Origin of the sequence: Pseudomonas salomonii (genome assembly GCF_900107155.1) — a bacterium.
Lineage (GTDB): Bacteria > Pseudomonadota > Gammaproteobacteria > Pseudomonadales > Pseudomonadaceae > Aquipseudomonas > Aquipseudomonas salomonii.
In genome coordinates, this window is the sequence record NZ_FNOX01000012.1 from 138112 (window position 1) to 153915 (window position 15804).

At 60.8% G+C, this 15804-nt stretch carries 14 protein-coding genes, 4 tRNA genes and 1 riboswitch; of the genes, 13 read left to right on the forward strand and 5 right to left on the reverse strand.

Going from position 1 to position 15804, the window contains the following annotated elements:
* Positions 1-4 precede the first annotated feature (4 nt).
* Complete coding sequence (locus tag BLV67_RS25230) at positions 5-502, forward strand: GNAT family N-acetyltransferase (protein ID WP_069786606.1); 498 nt, start codon at positions 5-7, stop codon at positions 500-502.
* 189 nt (positions 503-691) lie between these two features.
* Here the strand turns inward: BLV67_RS25230 and BLV67_RS25235 are convergent, their stop codons facing one another.
* The 3 genes from BLV67_RS25235 to BLV67_RS25245 are packed head-to-tail and all read right to left on the reverse strand — an operon-like array spanning position 692 to position 3464.
* On the reverse strand, positions 692-1456 hold the full coding sequence (locus BLV67_RS25235; protein WP_069786607.1) for an ABC transporter ATP-binding protein: 765 nt from the start codon (positions 1454-1456) through the stop codon (positions 692-694).
* Positions 1453-2457 (reverse strand): FecCD family ABC transporter permease, encoded by a 1005-nt coding sequence (locus BLV67_RS25240; protein ID WP_069786608.1) that lies wholly within the window; start codon positions 2455-2457, stop codon positions 1453-1455. Before BLV67_RS25240 ends, BLV67_RS25235 begins: the two co-directional genes overlap by 4 nt.
* On the reverse strand, positions 2454-3464 hold the full coding sequence (locus BLV67_RS25245) for an ABC transporter substrate-binding protein (protein ID WP_065911747.1): 1011 nt from the start codon (positions 3462-3464) through the stop codon (positions 2454-2456). The genes BLV67_RS25240 and BLV67_RS25245 overlap by 4 nt, the downstream gene beginning before the upstream one ends.
* Positions 3465-3579: 115 nt before the next feature.
* A riboswitch (cobalamin riboswitch) is annotated at positions 3580-3773 on the reverse strand.
* Positions 3774-4093: 320 nt separating this feature from the next.
* Between BLV67_RS25245 and BLV67_RS25255 the strand changes: the two genes are divergently transcribed.
* Positions 4094-4723 (forward strand): hypothetical protein, encoded by a 630-nt coding sequence (locus tag BLV67_RS25255; RefSeq protein WP_065911750.1) that lies wholly within the window; start codon positions 4094-4096, stop codon positions 4721-4723.
* A 114-nt stretch (positions 4724-4837) separates the two neighbouring features.
* Here the strand turns inward: BLV67_RS25255 and BLV67_RS25260 are convergent, their stop codons facing one another.
* Positions 4838-5047 carry a hypothetical protein gene (locus BLV67_RS25260; protein WP_065911752.1) on the reverse strand — a complete coding sequence of 70 codons (210 nt, stop codon included), beginning with the start codon at positions 5045-5047 and terminating at the stop codon, positions 4838-4840.
* A gap of 101 nt (positions 5048-5148) precedes the next feature.
* Positions 5149-6345 (reverse strand): amino acid aminotransferase, encoded by a 1197-nt coding sequence (locus tag BLV67_RS25265; RefSeq protein WP_017138725.1) that lies wholly within the window; start codon positions 6343-6345, stop codon positions 5149-5151.
* A gap of 344 nt (positions 6346-6689) precedes the next feature.
* Here BLV67_RS25265 and uvrB point away from each other — a divergent pair, with 344 nt between their 5' ends.
* The 11 genes from uvrB to BLV67_RS33035 all read left to right on the forward strand — a co-directional run.
* The gene (uvrB, locus tag BLV67_RS25270; RefSeq protein ID WP_056861227.1) at positions 6690-8705 is read left to right on the forward strand and encodes an excinuclease ABC subunit UvrB; all 2016 of its coding nucleotides are present in this window, start codon (positions 6690-6692) and stop codon (positions 8703-8705) included.
* A 199-nt stretch (positions 8706-8904) separates the two neighbouring features.
* Positions 8905-10386 carry a glutamate--tRNA ligase gene (gene gltX, locus BLV67_RS25275; RefSeq protein ID WP_069786610.1) on the forward strand — a complete coding sequence of 494 codons (1482 nt, stop codon included), beginning with the start codon at positions 8905-8907 and terminating at the stop codon, positions 10384-10386.
* Between the two features lie 147 nt (positions 10387-10533).
* Positions 10534-10609, forward strand: a tRNA-Ala gene (locus tag BLV67_RS25280).
* A gap of 78 nt (positions 10610-10687) precedes the next feature.
* A tRNA-Glu gene (locus tag BLV67_RS25285) sits at positions 10688-10763 on the forward strand.
* A 50-nt stretch (positions 10764-10813) separates the two neighbouring features.
* Positions 10814-10889 (forward strand) — tRNA-Ala (locus BLV67_RS25290).
* Positions 10890-10969: 80 nt separating this feature from the next.
* A tRNA-Glu gene (locus tag BLV67_RS25295) sits at positions 10970-11045 on the forward strand.
* Positions 11046-11228: 183 nt separating this feature from the next.
* Complete coding sequence (locus BLV67_RS25300; RefSeq protein WP_065911754.1) at positions 11229-11768, forward strand: TetR/AcrR family transcriptional regulator; 540 nt, start codon at positions 11229-11231, stop codon at positions 11766-11768.
* A gap of 14 nt (positions 11769-11782) precedes the next feature.
* Complete coding sequence (locus BLV67_RS25305; protein ID WP_069786611.1) at positions 11783-12616, forward strand: alpha/beta fold hydrolase; 834 nt, start codon at positions 11783-11785, stop codon at positions 12614-12616.
* A 37-nt stretch (positions 12617-12653) separates the two neighbouring features.
* Positions 12654-13088 (forward strand): acyl-CoA thioesterase, encoded by a 435-nt coding sequence (locus BLV67_RS25310; RefSeq protein ID WP_065911758.1) that lies wholly within the window; start codon positions 12654-12656, stop codon positions 13086-13088.
* 55 nt (positions 13089-13143) lie between these two features.
* On the forward strand, positions 13144-14103 hold the full coding sequence (locus tag BLV67_RS25315; protein ID WP_065911760.1) for a tRNA dihydrouridine synthase: 960 nt from the start codon (positions 13144-13146) through the stop codon (positions 14101-14103).
* Between the two features lie 574 nt (positions 14104-14677).
* Positions 14678-15804 (forward strand): hypothetical protein (locus BLV67_RS33035; protein ID WP_167365892.1); only part of this gene is annotated, 1127 nt, incomplete at its 3' end.

Here is a 15804-nt window from a genome sequence, read left to right on the forward strand (position 1 = left end):
TGGTATGACACACAGCCCGACCCTTCGGACGGTCACGGCCGCCGACCTCCCGCAAGTGCTGGCCTTTGTGCTGCAGGCCCGTGCCGAGCTTTTCCCCAAGCTCAGCGCCACTGGCCTGCCGGATGACCTGGCGCGATTTGAGGCCGTTTACCTTGAGGGTGACGGCCAGTTTCTGCTGGCCTGTGTGGGCGCTCAAATCGTGGCTGCCGTTGGCTATCTGCCGTACGACGGGCGCTTCCCGCAGTTGAACTACCGGGGTCGCAAGGTCGTCGAGGTGGTGCGCCTGTTCGTGCTGCCGGCGTTTCGCCGTTTTGGTTTGGCAGGGAAGTTGTATCGCGCATTGGAGGCTAAGGCACAGGCGGATGGGGTGGAGGTGGTTTACCTGCATACCCATCCGTTTTTGCCGGGAGCGATTGATTTTTGGCGGCGGCAGGGGTTTGAGGTGATCGACGTCGAAGCCGACCCGGTGTGGCAGACCACGCATATGCAGCGGGCTCTATAGATCAAGGCGGGAGCTGGCTTGAACCGGTTAGAAGTCTGTCGCAAGCCTGCTCGCCACAGGAGAAATGGGACGCCTCTAAAGTTGTGTAGATAACTATGCTGCGATAGCGGTGTGTCAGCCCCGGCTATGGCACTGATCCGCCGCCATCGCAGGCAAGCCAGCTCCCACCTTTGCACGGTGAGCAGTCCATTAAATGGGGCGTAATCGCAGGATTTGCGCGCCGTCGAACGGGTCCGTGAGGTAATGCGCCTGTACCCCGAATGTCTCCTGTAGCCGCTGCGGCGTCAGCACCTCCAGCGGTTTGCCCAGCGCCACCAGGCGCCCGCGATCCAGTACCGCCAAACGATCACAGGTCAGCGCCTGGTTCAGGTCATGCAACGCAATCAAGGTGGTCACCGGCAGTGCTTGCACGCCTTTTAAAATCGCCAATTGATGCTGGATATCCAAGTGGTTGGTCGGTTCATCCAGCAACAAAATCTGCGGTCGTTGCGCCAACGCTCGGGCGATGTGCACGCGTTGGCGCTCGCCGCCGGAGAGGCTGCGCCAGGCGCGTTGGCTCAGGTGGGTGGCGTCCACGTCGTGCAGCGCCTGGCGCACGATGGCATCGTCTGCGTCAGACCAGGGGCTCAGCGCCGACAGCCAGGGTGTGCGGCCCAGTGCCACGGCGTCGAATACGCGGATGGCATCGTCGGTATCAGCCTGCTGCTCCACCACCGCGAGGTGTTGCGCAACAAGGCGGCGGGACAGCTTGGTCAGGCGCTGACCGCCCAGCCACACTTCGCCGGACGCGGGCACGCGCAAACCGGCAAGCAATTTGAGCAGGGTGGATTTACCCGAGCCGTTCGGCCCGACAACGCCCAAGGTTTCCCCTTGCTGAACCTCCAGGTGGATATCGCGCAGCAACTCGGCGTCGCGTACCTTGAAGCCCAGGCCGGTACAACTGAGTACGGTCATCGCGCATTTCTCCGGCCAATCAGGATCAACGCAAACACCGGCGCGCCGACCAGCGCCGTGACCACGCCCACCGGAATCACCTGGCCCTTGATCAGCGTGCGCGACAGCACATCCGCGGCGATCAAGAACAACGCGCCGCCCAGCGCACTGGCCGGCAGCAAGCGTGAATGCCCGGTGCCCAGCAGCAGGCGCACGGCGTGGGGAATCACCAGCCCGACAAAACCGATGGAGCCGACAATCGACACCATCACCGCCGTCACCAGCGCTGCGCAACCGACCAGCACAAACTGCACGCGCCGCACCGCAATGCCCAGCGAGGCGGCCGAGTCGGTGCCGAAGGTAAACGCATCCAGCGCACGCCGATGCCACACACACACGGCCAGGCCGGCGACCGCCACCGGCACTGCCAGCAACACCGACGGCCAACGCACGCCGCTGAGGTTGCCCAGCAGCCAGAACATGATGCCGCGCGCCTGTTCGGAACTGGCGGACTTGGTGATCAGGAACGCGGTGAGGGCATTGAACAGCTGCGAGCCGGCGATGCCGGCGAGGATGATCTGGCCGGTGCCGCTGGCTGAGCCGCTGGCCCGCGCCAGTAGAATCACCAACGCAAACGCCGCCATGGCGCCGACAAACGCGCCCGCCGACAGCGAAATCAGCCCGCCGCCCACGCCCATCAATGCCACCAACACTGCGCCGGTCGAGGCGCCTGCGCTGATGCCCAGCAGGTATGGATCGGCCAATGGGTTGCGCAGTAACGACTGCAGGATCACCCCGCAGGTTGCCAGCCCCGCGCCACAGGCGGCGGCGACCAGGGCGCGGGTCAGACGGTAGTTCCACACCACGCCTTCGTCGATCGGGTCGAGCACGTAACCGGCGGCCCAGAGTTTGTTGGCCAGCACTTGCAAGACCACTTGCGGTTCGATGGCGGTTTCGCCGATGGCGGTGCCGGCGAGCACGGCCATCAGCAACACGGTGAGGGCGAGTAGGGTGCGCATCATTTCGGCAGGTCGTAGCCGTCGATGGCGCCGGCCAGTTGTTCCAGGCCGTCGAACATGCGCAGGCTGGCCTGCAGCGCCAGGGCGTCAATAATGATGATGCGGTTGTTTTTCACCGCGTCCATGTTGCGGGTGACCGGGTCGCTGCGCAGGAAGGCGAGTTTCTTTTCATGGTCGTCGGCGGGGTAGCGGCGGCGGTCCATACGGGCGATCACCAGGAAGGTCGGGTTGGCCTTGGCGATGGTTTCCCAGCCGACGGCGGGCCATTCTTCATCCGACTGCACCACGTTGTGCAGGCCGAGGGTTTGCAGCATGAATTCGGGAATGCCCTTGTGGCCGGCTACATACGGGTCGGCAGCCATCTCGCTGCTGGAGAACCACACCAGCGCGCTGGCGTGCTTGAGGCCTTTGCCTTGCGCAGTGGCGACCGACTTGGCCAGGCGTGCCTTGAGTGCGTCGTTCAACTGTTGGCCACGGGCTTGCACGTCGAAGATCTCGGCCAACTGGCTGATGCTTTTATAGATCGTGTCAATGCGGAACGGCTCCAGCCGCGTGCCGTCAGCGCCCACCAGGTTGTCCTTGCCTTCGCAGTCGGAGGGCAGCACGTAGGTGGGAATCTTCAGTTCATGGAATTGCTCGCGAGTGCCGACCACGCCTTGGGGGCCGACTACCCATTCCAGCTCGGCGGCCACCAGTTGCGGGCGCTTGGCGATCACGGCTTCGAAGCTCGGCTCGTTGTCGGCCAGGCGCTCGATCTTGTCGTTCTGCGCCTTGAACTGCGGCAATACGCTGTTGAACCACAGCGAAGTGCCGACCACTTTATCCCCTACGCCCAGGGCGTAAAGCATCTCGGTGGCGGCCTGGCCGATGCTCACGCTGCGTGCCGGGGCCTGTTGGAAGGTGACACTGCTGCCGCAGTTTTCGACCGTCAGCGGGTAGTGAGTCGGCGTGGCGTGGGCCAGGGCACAAACGCCCAGGCCGGTGATCAGGGCGCAAACGCGTAGCAGCATGGGGCAATCTCCGAGTGAACCGTACGGGAAACAGGGCAGGTACGGCTCGGAAACACACCTTTGAACGCTGCAGGTTTGCAGGGCGCGGATGTCCTTCCCGGACACCCCGCCGGTTGGTGATAACGCTTTGCCGGCAGGTCTCCTGACTGATGCGTCGTCGCCTCGCTCCGGCCTTCCCGAGCATGGCTCAGTGGCAGTGGGGAGCAGGCTCGGCACCTACAGTTGCGGGGGCAGTTTCGATTGGCGCGATGGGCTGCGCTTCGAATTCCCTATTAGTCCCGTTTGGGAACCGGCGCGGTATGGTAGTCCATCTTGGGTGCTGGGTGCAGGTACAATCCGGACCTGTCCATAACCACCCCAAGGAAGGCCATGCTGCCAAGGCGTGCACCGTGGGGGTGAGGTACCAGCCGCCGGGCTTTTGGAGCCTGCTCTCCACGGACGGTGCCGACGGTGTGATGTTGTCGGCGATGGTCGAGGTGACGGCAGATGGGCACCGGCTGCTTAGCCGGATGCTGCATTGATGCGCCGTACCGCCCGGCGAAAGTTCGGGCGATGGGCTGACATTGGATGATGGCTCAATGATATTATCTGCCGCGCCCTTTCGATTCGCCTTAGTTCATGGAGAACTTATGCCTTTTCGCAACGTCCTCGCCTTGACCCTGCTATGCACCCTGTTACTGCTGGGTGGTTGCGCCCCGTCAGTGTCGTTACCCCCATCTGCTGCGCCAGTGCCGCTTGAACCCCTAGGCCAGGTTTTGCCCTCGAACCCTTCACGGGTGGGCTGGATCGACCAGATCATCGCTCAAGACCCCGTCGTGATTTCGTCGCACAAGCCCGTCCTTCAACCGGCTTCGGATAACGACGCGCGCATTGCCAAGTTGCGTAAACAAGACGGTGGTGTGCTGCCCGAGGGCTATTGGGCGCTCTACAAGCAAAACCTGGAAGCGATGCAGTACGACTTGAACCACCAGCATGACGCGGCCCGTGCCGAGTACGTAAACACCTACCGCGATGAGTTGAGCCGCCTGAGCGACGTGACACTTCAAACCATGGCCACCGCGCCCCAGGCGTTGGATGCCCACACCCGCCGCCAGTTAAGCGCACGCCTGAGTGATCGCACCGCGGCTTATATCATGACCAGCAATCAGTCGTTCCGGGCGGCCACGGACGCCCACATCAATCGCATGGCCTTGATGGATCGCCAATACGATGTCTGCGCACGCCGGCCGGACTGCTGGGATGCGCCAGTCAAGCGCTAGCGTCGATAGGTCATACACAGGAAGCAAGTGGGGAACGTGACGGTCGATTAATCGATAAGCACCGCAAATCAAAGGTGGGAGCAGGCAAGCCAGCTCTCACCTTTTGATTCGTGCTCAGCCGCCGAATTGCAGGGTGCCCATGGCGAGCTTGGCCATTATCGCCGTGGCGCCCAGCTGCACCAACCACAGCGCCAACCCACCCAGAAACACACCCAGTGCCACTTGCAGCACCAGACTTTTCTGGCGCTTTGCTTGCGGCGGGCGCGGTGCGTAGTCATGCAGTTCGTCGCGGTCGGCGCGCAGGTCCAGGTCGTCGTTTCTCATAGGGCTCTCACAGCAAAGGGGCGATCAGGGTTCAGTCTAGTGGCTTGGCCAACAAAAAGGGGGAAGCCATTGGCTTCCCCCTTCGTATGGCGCTGGCCGGGTTATAGAACCTGAACAATCGCTTTTGTTACCGCACCAATGTTCGACTGGTTCAACGCGGCCACGCAGATACGGCCGGTGTCGAGCGCGTAGATGCCAAACTCGGTGCGCAGGCGGGTGACTTGCTCAACGGTCAGGCCGGAGTAGGAGAACATCCCACGCTGGCGGCCGACGAAGCTGAAGTCGTGGCCCGGTGCAGCCTTGGCCAGTTCGGCGACCATCTGCTCGCGCATGCCGCGGATGCGCAGGCGCATTTCGGCCAGTTCCGCTTCCCATTGGGCGCGCAGCTCAGGGTTGTTCAGCACGGCCGCCACGATCGCCGCGCCGTGGGTCGGCGGGTTGGAGTAGTTGGTGCGGATAACGCGCTTGACCTGGGACAGGATGCGCGCGCTTTCTTCCTTGGATTCGCTGACGATCGACAGCGCGCCCACGCGTTCGCCGTACAGCGAGAACGACTTGGAGAACGAGCTGGAAACAAAGAAGGTCAGGCCCGATTCAGCGAACAGGCGCACGGCCGCGGCGTCTTCGTGGATGCCGTCGCCAAAGCCCTGGTAGGCCATGTCGAGGAACGGCACCAGGTTCTTGGCCTTGATCACGTCCAGCACGTTTTGCCAGTCGGCCGGGCTCAGGTCGACACCGGTGGGGTTGTGGCAGCAGGCGTGCAGCACCACGATGGACTGCGGCGGCAGGGCGTTGAGGTCTTCGAGCAGGCCGGCACGGTTGACGTCGTGGGTGGCGGCGTCGTAGTAGCGGTAGGTCTGCACCGGGAAGCCGGCTTTTTCGAACAGCGCCTGGTGGTTTTCCCAGCTCGGGTCGCTGATTGCGACGACCGCGTTGGGCAGCAGTTGCTTGAGGAAGTCCGCGCCGATTTTAAGCGCGCCGGTGCCGCCGACCGCTTGGGCGGTGATCACGCGGCCGGCGCTCAGCAGTGGCGACTCAGCGCCGAACAGCAGCTTTTGCACGGCCTGGTCGTACGCCACGATACCGTCGATCGGCAGGTAGCCACGGGCGGCGTGTTGCGCCACACGAATGGCTTCCGCTTCGGCAACGGCACGCAAGAGTGGAATCTTCCCCTCCTCGTTGCAGTAAACGCCCACGCCAAGGTTGACCTTGGTGGTTCGTGTGTCGGCGTTGAATGCTTCGTTGAGGCCCAGGATTGGATCGCGTGGTGCCATTTCGACAGCGGAGAACAGGCTCATTTTTGCGGCAGCTCTATGGGGGATAGGAGGGACGTGTCGCGCTCCAGCCGAATGCACTAGAGCGGTGCACAAACGGGGAGCTAGTATAGAGGCCATCCAGGCTCAGGGCGACAGCCGAAACGGCTTTTCGGCCAAGTTTTTCGGTTTATTTGCCCACCGTTAGTCTTATTGCACAATTGATCATCGACGGCTGGTAGGACGATTGCCTTGAAACCCGTCACATTCGCCACCACTTCTACAGCTATCATGGTTTTTTTCCTGCAGCCTGCGAAGACTTTTCGCGGGGTGCTGAGCTATTTCGTCCCTGGCGGTGTTGAGTCTGGGGTGACTTCACGAGGTACGTTATGTCGGATTTCCAGCTCGTCACCCGTTTTGAACCCGCCGGCGATCAACCCGAAGCCATTCGCCAGATGGTCGAGGGCATCGAAGCCGGCCTGGCGCACCAGACGCTGCTCGGGGTGACCGGTTCAGGCAAGACCTTCAGCATCGCCAACGTGATCGCGCAGATCAACCGCCCGACCCTGGTGCTGGCGCCGAACAAAACCCTGGCCGCGCAGTTGTACGGTGAGTTCAAGGCGTTCTTCCCGAACAACGCGGTGGAGTACTTCGTTTCTTACTACGACTACTACCAGCCCGAAGCCTATGTGCCGTCGTCCGACACCTTTATCGAGAAGGATGCGTCGATCAACGACCATATCGAGCAGATGCGGTTGTCGGCGACCAAGGCGTTGCTGGAGCGCAAGGACGCGATCATCGTCACCACGGTGTCGTGTATCTACGGCCTGGGCAGCCCGGAAACCTATCTAAAGATGGTGCTGCACGTCGACCGCGGCGACAAACTCGACCAGCGCGAGCTGCTGCGCCGCCTGACGAGCCTGCAGTACACCCGCAACGACATGGATTTTGCCCGTGCCACCTTCCGTGTGCGTGGCGATGTGATCGACATTTACCCGGCCGAATCGGACCTCGAAGCGATCCGTATCGAACTGTTCGACGATGAGGTCGAGAGCCTGTCGGCCTTCGACCCGTTGACCGGCGAGGTGATCCGCAAACTGCCGCGCTTCACCTTCTATCCGAAAAGCCACTACGTGACGCCGCGTGAAACCCTGATGGGGGCGATCGAGGGCATCAAGGCCGAACTGGTCGAGCGCCTGGAGTACCTGCGCGCCAACAACAAGCTGGTAGAAGCTCAACGCCTGGAGCAGCGCACCCGGTTTGACCTGGAGATGATCCTGGAGCTGGGCTATTGCAACGGCATCGAAAACTACTCGCGTTACCTCTCGGGCCGCGAATCCGGGGCGCCGCCGCCGACCCTTTACGACTACTTGCCGGACGACGCGCTGCTGGTGATCGACGAATCCCACGTCAGCGTGCCGCAGGTCGGCGCCATGTATAAGGGCGACCGTTCGCGTAAAGAGACGCTGGTGGAATATGGTTTCCGCCTGCCGTCGGCGCTGGATAACCGGCCGATGCGTTTTGACGAGTGGGAAGCCATCAGCCCGCAGACCATTTTCGTGTCTGCCACGCCAGGCAACTACGAAGCCGAGCATGCCGGCCGTGTAATTGAGCAGCTCGTGCGCCCGACCGGCCTGGTGGACCCGCAAATCGAGATCCGCCCGGCGCTGACCCAGGTGGATGACTTGCTCTCGGAAATCACCAAGCGCGTGGCCCTGGAAGAGCGTGTGCTGGTCACCACGCTGACCAAGCGCATGTCCGAAGACTTGACCGATTACCTGGCCGACCACGGCGTGCGTGTGCGTTATTTGCACTCGGACATCGACACCGTGGAGCGCGTGGAGATCATCCGCGACCTGCGTCTGGGTGTGTTTGATGTGCTGGTGGGGATCAACCTGCTGCGCGAAGGCCTGGACATGCCGGAAGTCTCGCTGGTGGCGATTCTGGATGCGGACAAGGAAGGCTTCCTGCGTTCCGAGCGCTCGTTGATCCAGACCATTGGCCGGGCGGCGCGTAACCTCAATGGTCGGGCGATTCTGTATGCCGACCGCATCACCGGTTCCATGGAGCGGGCGATTGGCGAGACCGAGCGCCGTCGCGACAAGCAGATCGCTTTCAACCTGGAGCATGGCATTACCCCGAAGGGCGTGTTCAAGGACGTTGCCGACATCATGGAAGGCGCCACCGTGCCGGGCTCGCGCAGCAAGAAGCGCAAGGGCATGGCCAAGGCGGCCGAAGAGAGCGCCAAGTACGAGAACGAACTGCGCTCGCCGAGTGAGATCACCAAACGGATTCGGCAGTTGGAAGAGAAGATGTACCAACTGGCACGGGATCTGGAGTTTGAGGCGGCGGCGCAGACGCGCGATGAGATTGGCAAGTTGCGTGAGCGCCTGTTGGCTGTTTGATTTGTAGAGGCTGTGATGGCCTCTTCGCGAGCAAGCCCGCTCCCACAGTTGACCCCATTCTCATAGGGGGGCTCGGTCGAATGTGGGAGCGGGCTTGCTCGCGAATGCAGGCACCGCGGTCTGCCAGAACCCCCCATGCTGGTGTTACCATTCGCCCCTTGTTTCAATTTTCAGTTTTATCGCCCATTCGAGACCTGCCATGACCACCGTCCGCACGCGCATTGCGCCATCGCCTACTGGGGATCCCCACGTCGGTACTGCCTACATCGCCTTGTTCAATTACTGCTTTGCCAAGCAGCACGGCGGTGAATTCATCCTGCGGATCGAAGACACCGACCAGGTGCGCTCCACCCGTGAGTCGGAGCAGCAGATTTTCGATGCCTTGCGCTGGTTGGGCATTACCTGGGCCGAAGGCCCGGACGTTGGCGGCCCGCACGGCCCGTATCGCCAGAGCGAGCGCAGCGACATTTACAAGCAGTACACCCAGCAACTGGTCGACATGGGCCACGCCTTCCCGTGCTTTTGCACCGCCGAAGAACTCGACCAGATGCGCGCCGAGCAGCAGGCCCGTGGCGAAACCCCGCGCTACGACGGCCGCGCACTGCTGCTGTCCAAGGAAGAAGTGGCCCAGCGCCTGGCCGCCGGCGAGCCGCATGTGATCCGCATGAAAGTGCCGAGCGAAGGCGTGTGCGTGGTGCCGGACATGCTGCGTGGTGATGTCGAGATCCCGTGGGACCGCATGGACATGCAAGTGCTGATGAAGACCGACGGCTTGCCGACGTACTTCCTGGCCAACGTGGTCGACGACCACCTGATGGGCATCACCCACGTGCTGCGCGGCGAAGAATGGCTGCCATCGGCGCCAAAACTGATTCTGCTGTACGAATACTTCGGCTGGGAGCAGCCACAGCTGTGCTACATGCCGCTGCTGCGTAACCCGGACAAGAGCAAGCTGTCCAAGCGCAAGAATCCGACGTCGGTGACGTTCTACGAGCGCATGGGCTTTATGCCCGAGGCGATGCTCAACTACCTGGGCCGCATGGGCTGGTCGATGCCGGACGAGCGCGAGAAGTTCTCGCTGCAGGAAATGGTCGATAACTTTGATTTGTCGCGCGTGTCCCTCGGCGGGCCGATCTTCGACATCGAGAAGCTGTCGTGGCTCAACGGCCAGTGGCTGCGTGACTTGCCGGTGGACGAGTTCGCCAGCCGCGTGCAGCAGTGGGCGCTGAACCCCGAGTACATGATGAAGATCGCGCCGCTGGTGCAGGGCAGGGTAGAGACGTTCAGCCAGGTCGCACCATTGGCCGGCTTCTTCTTCGCCGGTGGCGTGAGCCCGGATGCCAAGCTGTTTGAGTCCAAGAAGCTCTCCGGCGATCAGGTTCGCCAGTTGATGCAGTTGATCCTGTGGAAGCTCGAAAGCCTGCGTCAGTGGGAGAAAGAGGCGATCACCGCGACGATCCAGGCAGTGGTGGAATCGCTGGAACTGAAATTGCGCGATGCCATGCCGCTGATGTTTGCTGCGATCACCGGGCAGGCCAGTTCGGTGTCGGTGCTCGATGCGATGGAAATTCTCGGCCCGGACCTCACGCGTTTCCGTCTGCGCCAAGCCCTTGATTTGCTTGGGGGTGTGTCGAAGAAAGAAAACAAAGAGTGGGAAAAGCTGCTGGGCGCTATCGCTTAAGCAGCCTGTTGTTACGACGAAACCCCGGTTTTCCGGGGTTTCGCCGGTAAGTGATTGTTATCCCGGCAAAAAAGTTTGGAAATTGTTGAAAATAAATTTGACACACTTCCAAACCGCCATTAAGATTCGCCCCGTCCTCACCGATGAGGGGCTATAGCTCAGCTGGGAGAGCGCTTGCATGGCATGCAAGAGGTCAACGGTTCGATCCCGTTTAGCTCCACCAATTTACAGGTTCAAGGTCTGGCCACACCGTCCTTGAATTGATCAGAACTCAGCTCTGATCGGTTGTACAGAAGGTTTTGTCCCCTTCGTCTAGTGGCCTAGGACACCGCCCTTTCACGGCGGTAACAGGGGTTCGAGTCCCCTAGGGGACGCCAGTTTCAACAAGCAGTTCGAAAGGTCTGCTGCGTCGCGAGACGAAAAATCCGGGGCTATAGCTCAGCTGGGAGAGCGCTTGCATGGCATGCAAGAGGTCAACGGTTCGATCCCGTTTAGCTCCACCAATTTTACAGGTTCAAGGTTCCGGCCACACCGTCCTTGAATCGATCAGTTCTCAGCGCTGATCAGTGTATAGAAGGTTTGTGTCCCCTTCGTCTAGTGGCCTAGGACACCGCCCTTTCACGGCGGTAACAGGGGTTCGAGTCCCCTAGGGGACGCCACGATTACCCGCTCTGCGGGATTTTTAAGGGTCATTCAATTATTGAATGGCCCTTTTGTTTGTCTGGCGTTTGGCCAATCCTCTCCTCAATACCCTTTATTCTGTCCTGACCAGCGGTCATGCCTGTCGCTTGCTAAATATTATTATGGTAATAATATTCAACCCATGAGAGACGGAGGCTTCGATGAGCGATAAAAAAGCGCAAACCCGCGAACGCATTTTGCAGGCTGCCAGCGCGGCGTTGATCCAGCGTGGCCCGGCCGAACCGAGTGTCGGTGAAGTCATGGGCGCCGCCGGGCTGACCGTCGGCGGTTTCTACGCGCACTTTGAAAGCAAGGACGCACTGATGCTGGAGGCCTTCACCCAGTTGCTGGCTCGGCGACGTGCGTCGATCGACGACATGGATGCGCAATTGACCGGTGAGGAGCGCAGAAGCCTGGTGGCGGCGTTCTACCTGTCGCGCAAGCACCGCGACTCCACCGACCACGCCTGCCCGATCCCGGCCACCGTGGGCGAGATGAGCCGTCTGCCGGATGAGTTTCGCCTGGCGCTCAACGAGCACACAGAGTTGATGGCCGCCCAGTTGGCTGCCGGCCCCGAAGACACCGACAAGGCCTTGGCCGACATGGCCTTGATGATCGGCGGCCTGGCCCTGGCCCGTGCGCTTGGCCCGGGTGAGTTGTCCGACCGCGTGTTGCGCGCTGCCAAGTCGGCGGTGCGTTAAAAAGGAGTCGTGTGATGGGCGCATTCACCTGGATTCGAGGTTTCCATGGCACCGTCGGCCGCCTCGCGCCGCACACGGTGGCCAGCAAGTTGCGCCGCACCTTCATGACGCCGCGCAACCTGCCGCCGCGAGATTGGGAGCTGCCGCTGCTGGCGCAATCGGAGCGCATCACCTTGCGTTTCGGCTTGTCGGCGTTGCGCTGGGGTCAAGGGCCTGCGGTATTGCTGATGCACGGCTGGGAAGGGCGCCCTACGCAGTTTGCCAGTCTGATCACCGCCCTGGTGGCTGACGGTTATTCAGTGATTGCCCTGGACGGCCCGGCCCATGGTCGCTCGCCGGGGCGTGAAGCGCATGTGTTGCTGTTTGCCCGCGCCCTGCTCGATGCTGCCGCTGAATTGCCGCCGCTGCATGCGGTGGTCGGGCATTCCATGGGCGGCGCCAGTGCGATGCTGGCGGTGCAATTGGGGTTGCGCACGGAAGCACTGGTAAGCATTGCCGCGCCCTCGCGTTTGCTGGATGTGCTGCGTGGTTTTACCCGCATGATGGGCTTGCCGCCGCGTGCGCGCTCGGCGTTTATCCAGGAGGTCGAACAGACTTTCGGCATGCCGCTCAAGCACCTGGATGTGGCCCACTACCAGATGAACCTGCCGGGGTTGATCGTGCACGCTGAAGACGACACCTTTGTTCCGGTCAAAGCCTCGCAAGCCATCCATGAGGCATGGTTCGACAGCCGCCTGCTGCGCCTGGAGCAGGGCGGCCACCAGCGCGTGCTGGCCGACCCCCGGGTGATCGAGGCCGTGTTGACGCTGCTGGCCGGCCGTCGTTCACAGGAGCGGCAAACCGCCTGATACACTGCCCGGCGACATTCATCGACTGGAGCAAGGCATGGGCTGGGATCTGGCAGCGCCGTTTATCATCGACCTGCAGGTCGCCGCTGAAGATATCGACGGTCTTGGGCACGCCAATAATGCGGTGTATGTGTCCTGGCTGGAGCGTTGTGCGTGGCGCCACTCCCAGCGCCTGGGGCTGGACCTCACTGAGTATCGGCGGCTGGACCGCGCCATGGCCGTGGTGCGTCATGAGATCGACTACCTGGCGGCCGGCTACGAAGGTGACGAGCTGCAATTGGCCACCTGGATCGTCGACTGGGACCAGCGCCTGAAGATGACCCGGCGTTTCCAGTTGGTGCGCCCCGGTGATGGCGTGACCCTGCTGCGTGCGCAAACCACTTTTGTGTGCATCGAGCTGTCCAGCGGCAAACCCAAGCGCATGCCCGCCGAGTTTCTTGACGGCTATGGCCCGGCCCTGACAGGGGGTTAACGGTTACTGCGGGAAACCCAGTAAACTGCGCCACGATTTTTGTTGAGTGTTTCCCATGCAAATTGCTTTGGCGCCCATGGAGGGGTTGGTCGACAACATCCTGCGGGACGTGTTGACCCGCGTGGGCGGTATTGACTGGTGCGTGACCGAGTTCATTCGCGTCAACGACCGCCTGCTCACACCGGCCTATTTCCACAAGCTTGCCCCCGAGCTGCTGCACGGTGCCCACACCGCAGCGGGCGTGCCATTGCGTGTGCAGTTGCTGGGTTCGGACCCGGTGTGCCTGGCGGAAAACGCTGCGCTGGCGTGTGAGCTGGGTTCGCAGGTCATCGATCTGAACTTCGGCTGCCCGGCCAAGACGGTCAACAAATCCCGTGGTGGTGCGGTTTTGCTCAAGGAGCCTGAGCTGCTCAACCAGATCGTCGAGCACGTGCGCCGCGCCGTGCCGGCGCATATCCCGGTCACTGCGAAGATGCGCCTGGGCTTCGACAGCCCCGACGGCGCGCTGGTGTGCGCCACGGCCCTGGCCGAAGGCGGTGCTGCGCACATCGTGGTGCATGCGCGCACCAAGACCGATGGCTACAAACCGCCGGCCCACTGGGAGTGGATCCCGCGGGTGCAGGACGTGGTCAAGGTGCCGGTGTTTGCCAATGGCGATATCTGGAGCGTCGAAGACTGGAAGCGCTGTCGCGAAGTCAGCGGCGCCGAAGACATCATGCTCGGCCGTGGCCTGGTGGCCCGTCCGGACCTGGCGCGGCAGATTGTGGCGGCGAAAGCCGGTGAAGAGGTGGTGGAAATGACCTGGGCGCACATGCAGCCGATGCTCCACGAGTTCTGGCGCCAATCGATGGCGCAACTCACCGAAAAGCAGGCGCCGGGCCGTTTGAAGCAATGGCTGGCGATGCTGACGCGCAACTATCCTGAAGCGGTCGAGCTGTTTACCGCGCTGCGCCGTGAAACCGGGCTGGAGCAGGTCAGTCGCTTATTGGGTATGAAGCATCCCGACCCTGCGTAGTGCAGTGATCACAGCAGTCTTTGTTGCAAAAATGCTCCGTATTGAAAGATACGGAGCATTTTTGCATTTAAAGGTATTACCGGGGAGGCTTGCCAGGCTTGAGAAGTGACGTTTTTTTGCTGGCTGAGACTTTTATCGTTGGGAAGTAACAGAAGACGTCGATCAGCGTTCAGAAGTGACTACGGGCTTTTTCTGAACAGTTAGTTGCATTTTTAATATCGCGCAATGGGTGTTGCGAAAGGTGTTTCACTGAGTGCGGAATATCATAGGTTGTCGTTTCGCTGGCCGGTTAATTATGTCGCTTAATTGCCGTCTTGGCAGTTTATAAGTGCGTGTGTCCGTGCTCTCGCCGGTAGGGTCTTGCGACGTCTGGACTTTTCGGGAATAACAACGGGGAAAAGTCTTAAAGGTTGATTTGGTTTCCTTATATGAAGCGCGATTTCTGGAACTCAATAATCACGCGCTCCACAAACGTGGGGACTGTGAAGCGACTCGGTTGCTTGCAGCACTTAAAACAACGATCGCTGTTCTGGGTATTTAATTGCCAAGGCCGCGCTTAATTAGGAAATTGTTAATGCCTTTTTCGATCAATAACTCGCCCTTTATCAAAAATGATGCGTTGCCCCTTGACCCGAAACCGTCAAAAGGTCCCGGTGTCGGCACGACGCTTAGCATGTCCGGGGCTGGTTTTGGGCACACGCCATCCGCCCCCAACACTGAGTTTTCCGCAACGCTGCAGCGTGACGGGTTGAATAATGCCGGCGTGCTCACGAAACTGTTTGATATGTTTGATCAACTTATCAGTGCCATGCGGGAGATGTTTTCGGGCAAGGCTGAAATCGCTAATCAAAGGTCTCCCGCCGCTAGCTCGGTCCTCGCCAAACCGGATGCAGGCGTTCCGATCGGCGCGCCTGCGCACACTAAATCGCAGGTGAAGGACGCCTTTTCCTCCGAGGCTCAATCGAAAAGCAAGCTGGAAGAAGGCTCGCAGCAAAAGGACGCAGCTGTGGCAGGCGCCCAATCCAAAGCGACATTGCAAACAGGCCAGCCGCTTAAGGACACTACGGCTGTAGGAACTCAAGTGAATAGCACGCTGGAAGAAAGTTCGCCGCAAAAGGACGCAGCCGTTGCAGGCATCCAATCCAAAGCGACATTGCAAACAGGCCAGCCGCTTAAGAACACCCCGGCTGTAGACACTCAAACGAAGAGCACGCTGGATGAAAGTTCGCAGCACAAGGACATACACGTTGCAGGCGTTCAAACCAAAGAGAGGCTGCCAGTCGGTGTGTTGTCCAAGGTTATATCGGATGTTGCGAATCAACTGAAAGAGAAGTCGAGTGAGGATTCGCATCAAGCAGAAACGCGTGCCCCCGGGATCCGTGTTTTACCGCAGGCACGTGAACCCGGCGTTTTTAATGTGACAACTGAAGCAAACCCACAGATCAAAGTGGAGGTTAATGTCAACCACTGCCATTGCCCTGAGACCATTGATGAAGCCGGCAAGGAATCGCGTGCCATCGCTGTTGTGACGTCCAGGACTAATGCGCCTTTACCGCCTGAAAAGCCCGTACTGACTGATAGTGTGGAAGGGCACGTAAAGTCAGTCATCACTGAGGGCAAGGACGCCAAGCTCGTTACTGAGGCTAAGGACAGTCCTGTCGAGACGGCCAAGACTGACGGCGAGGACGCCAAGCTCGTTAC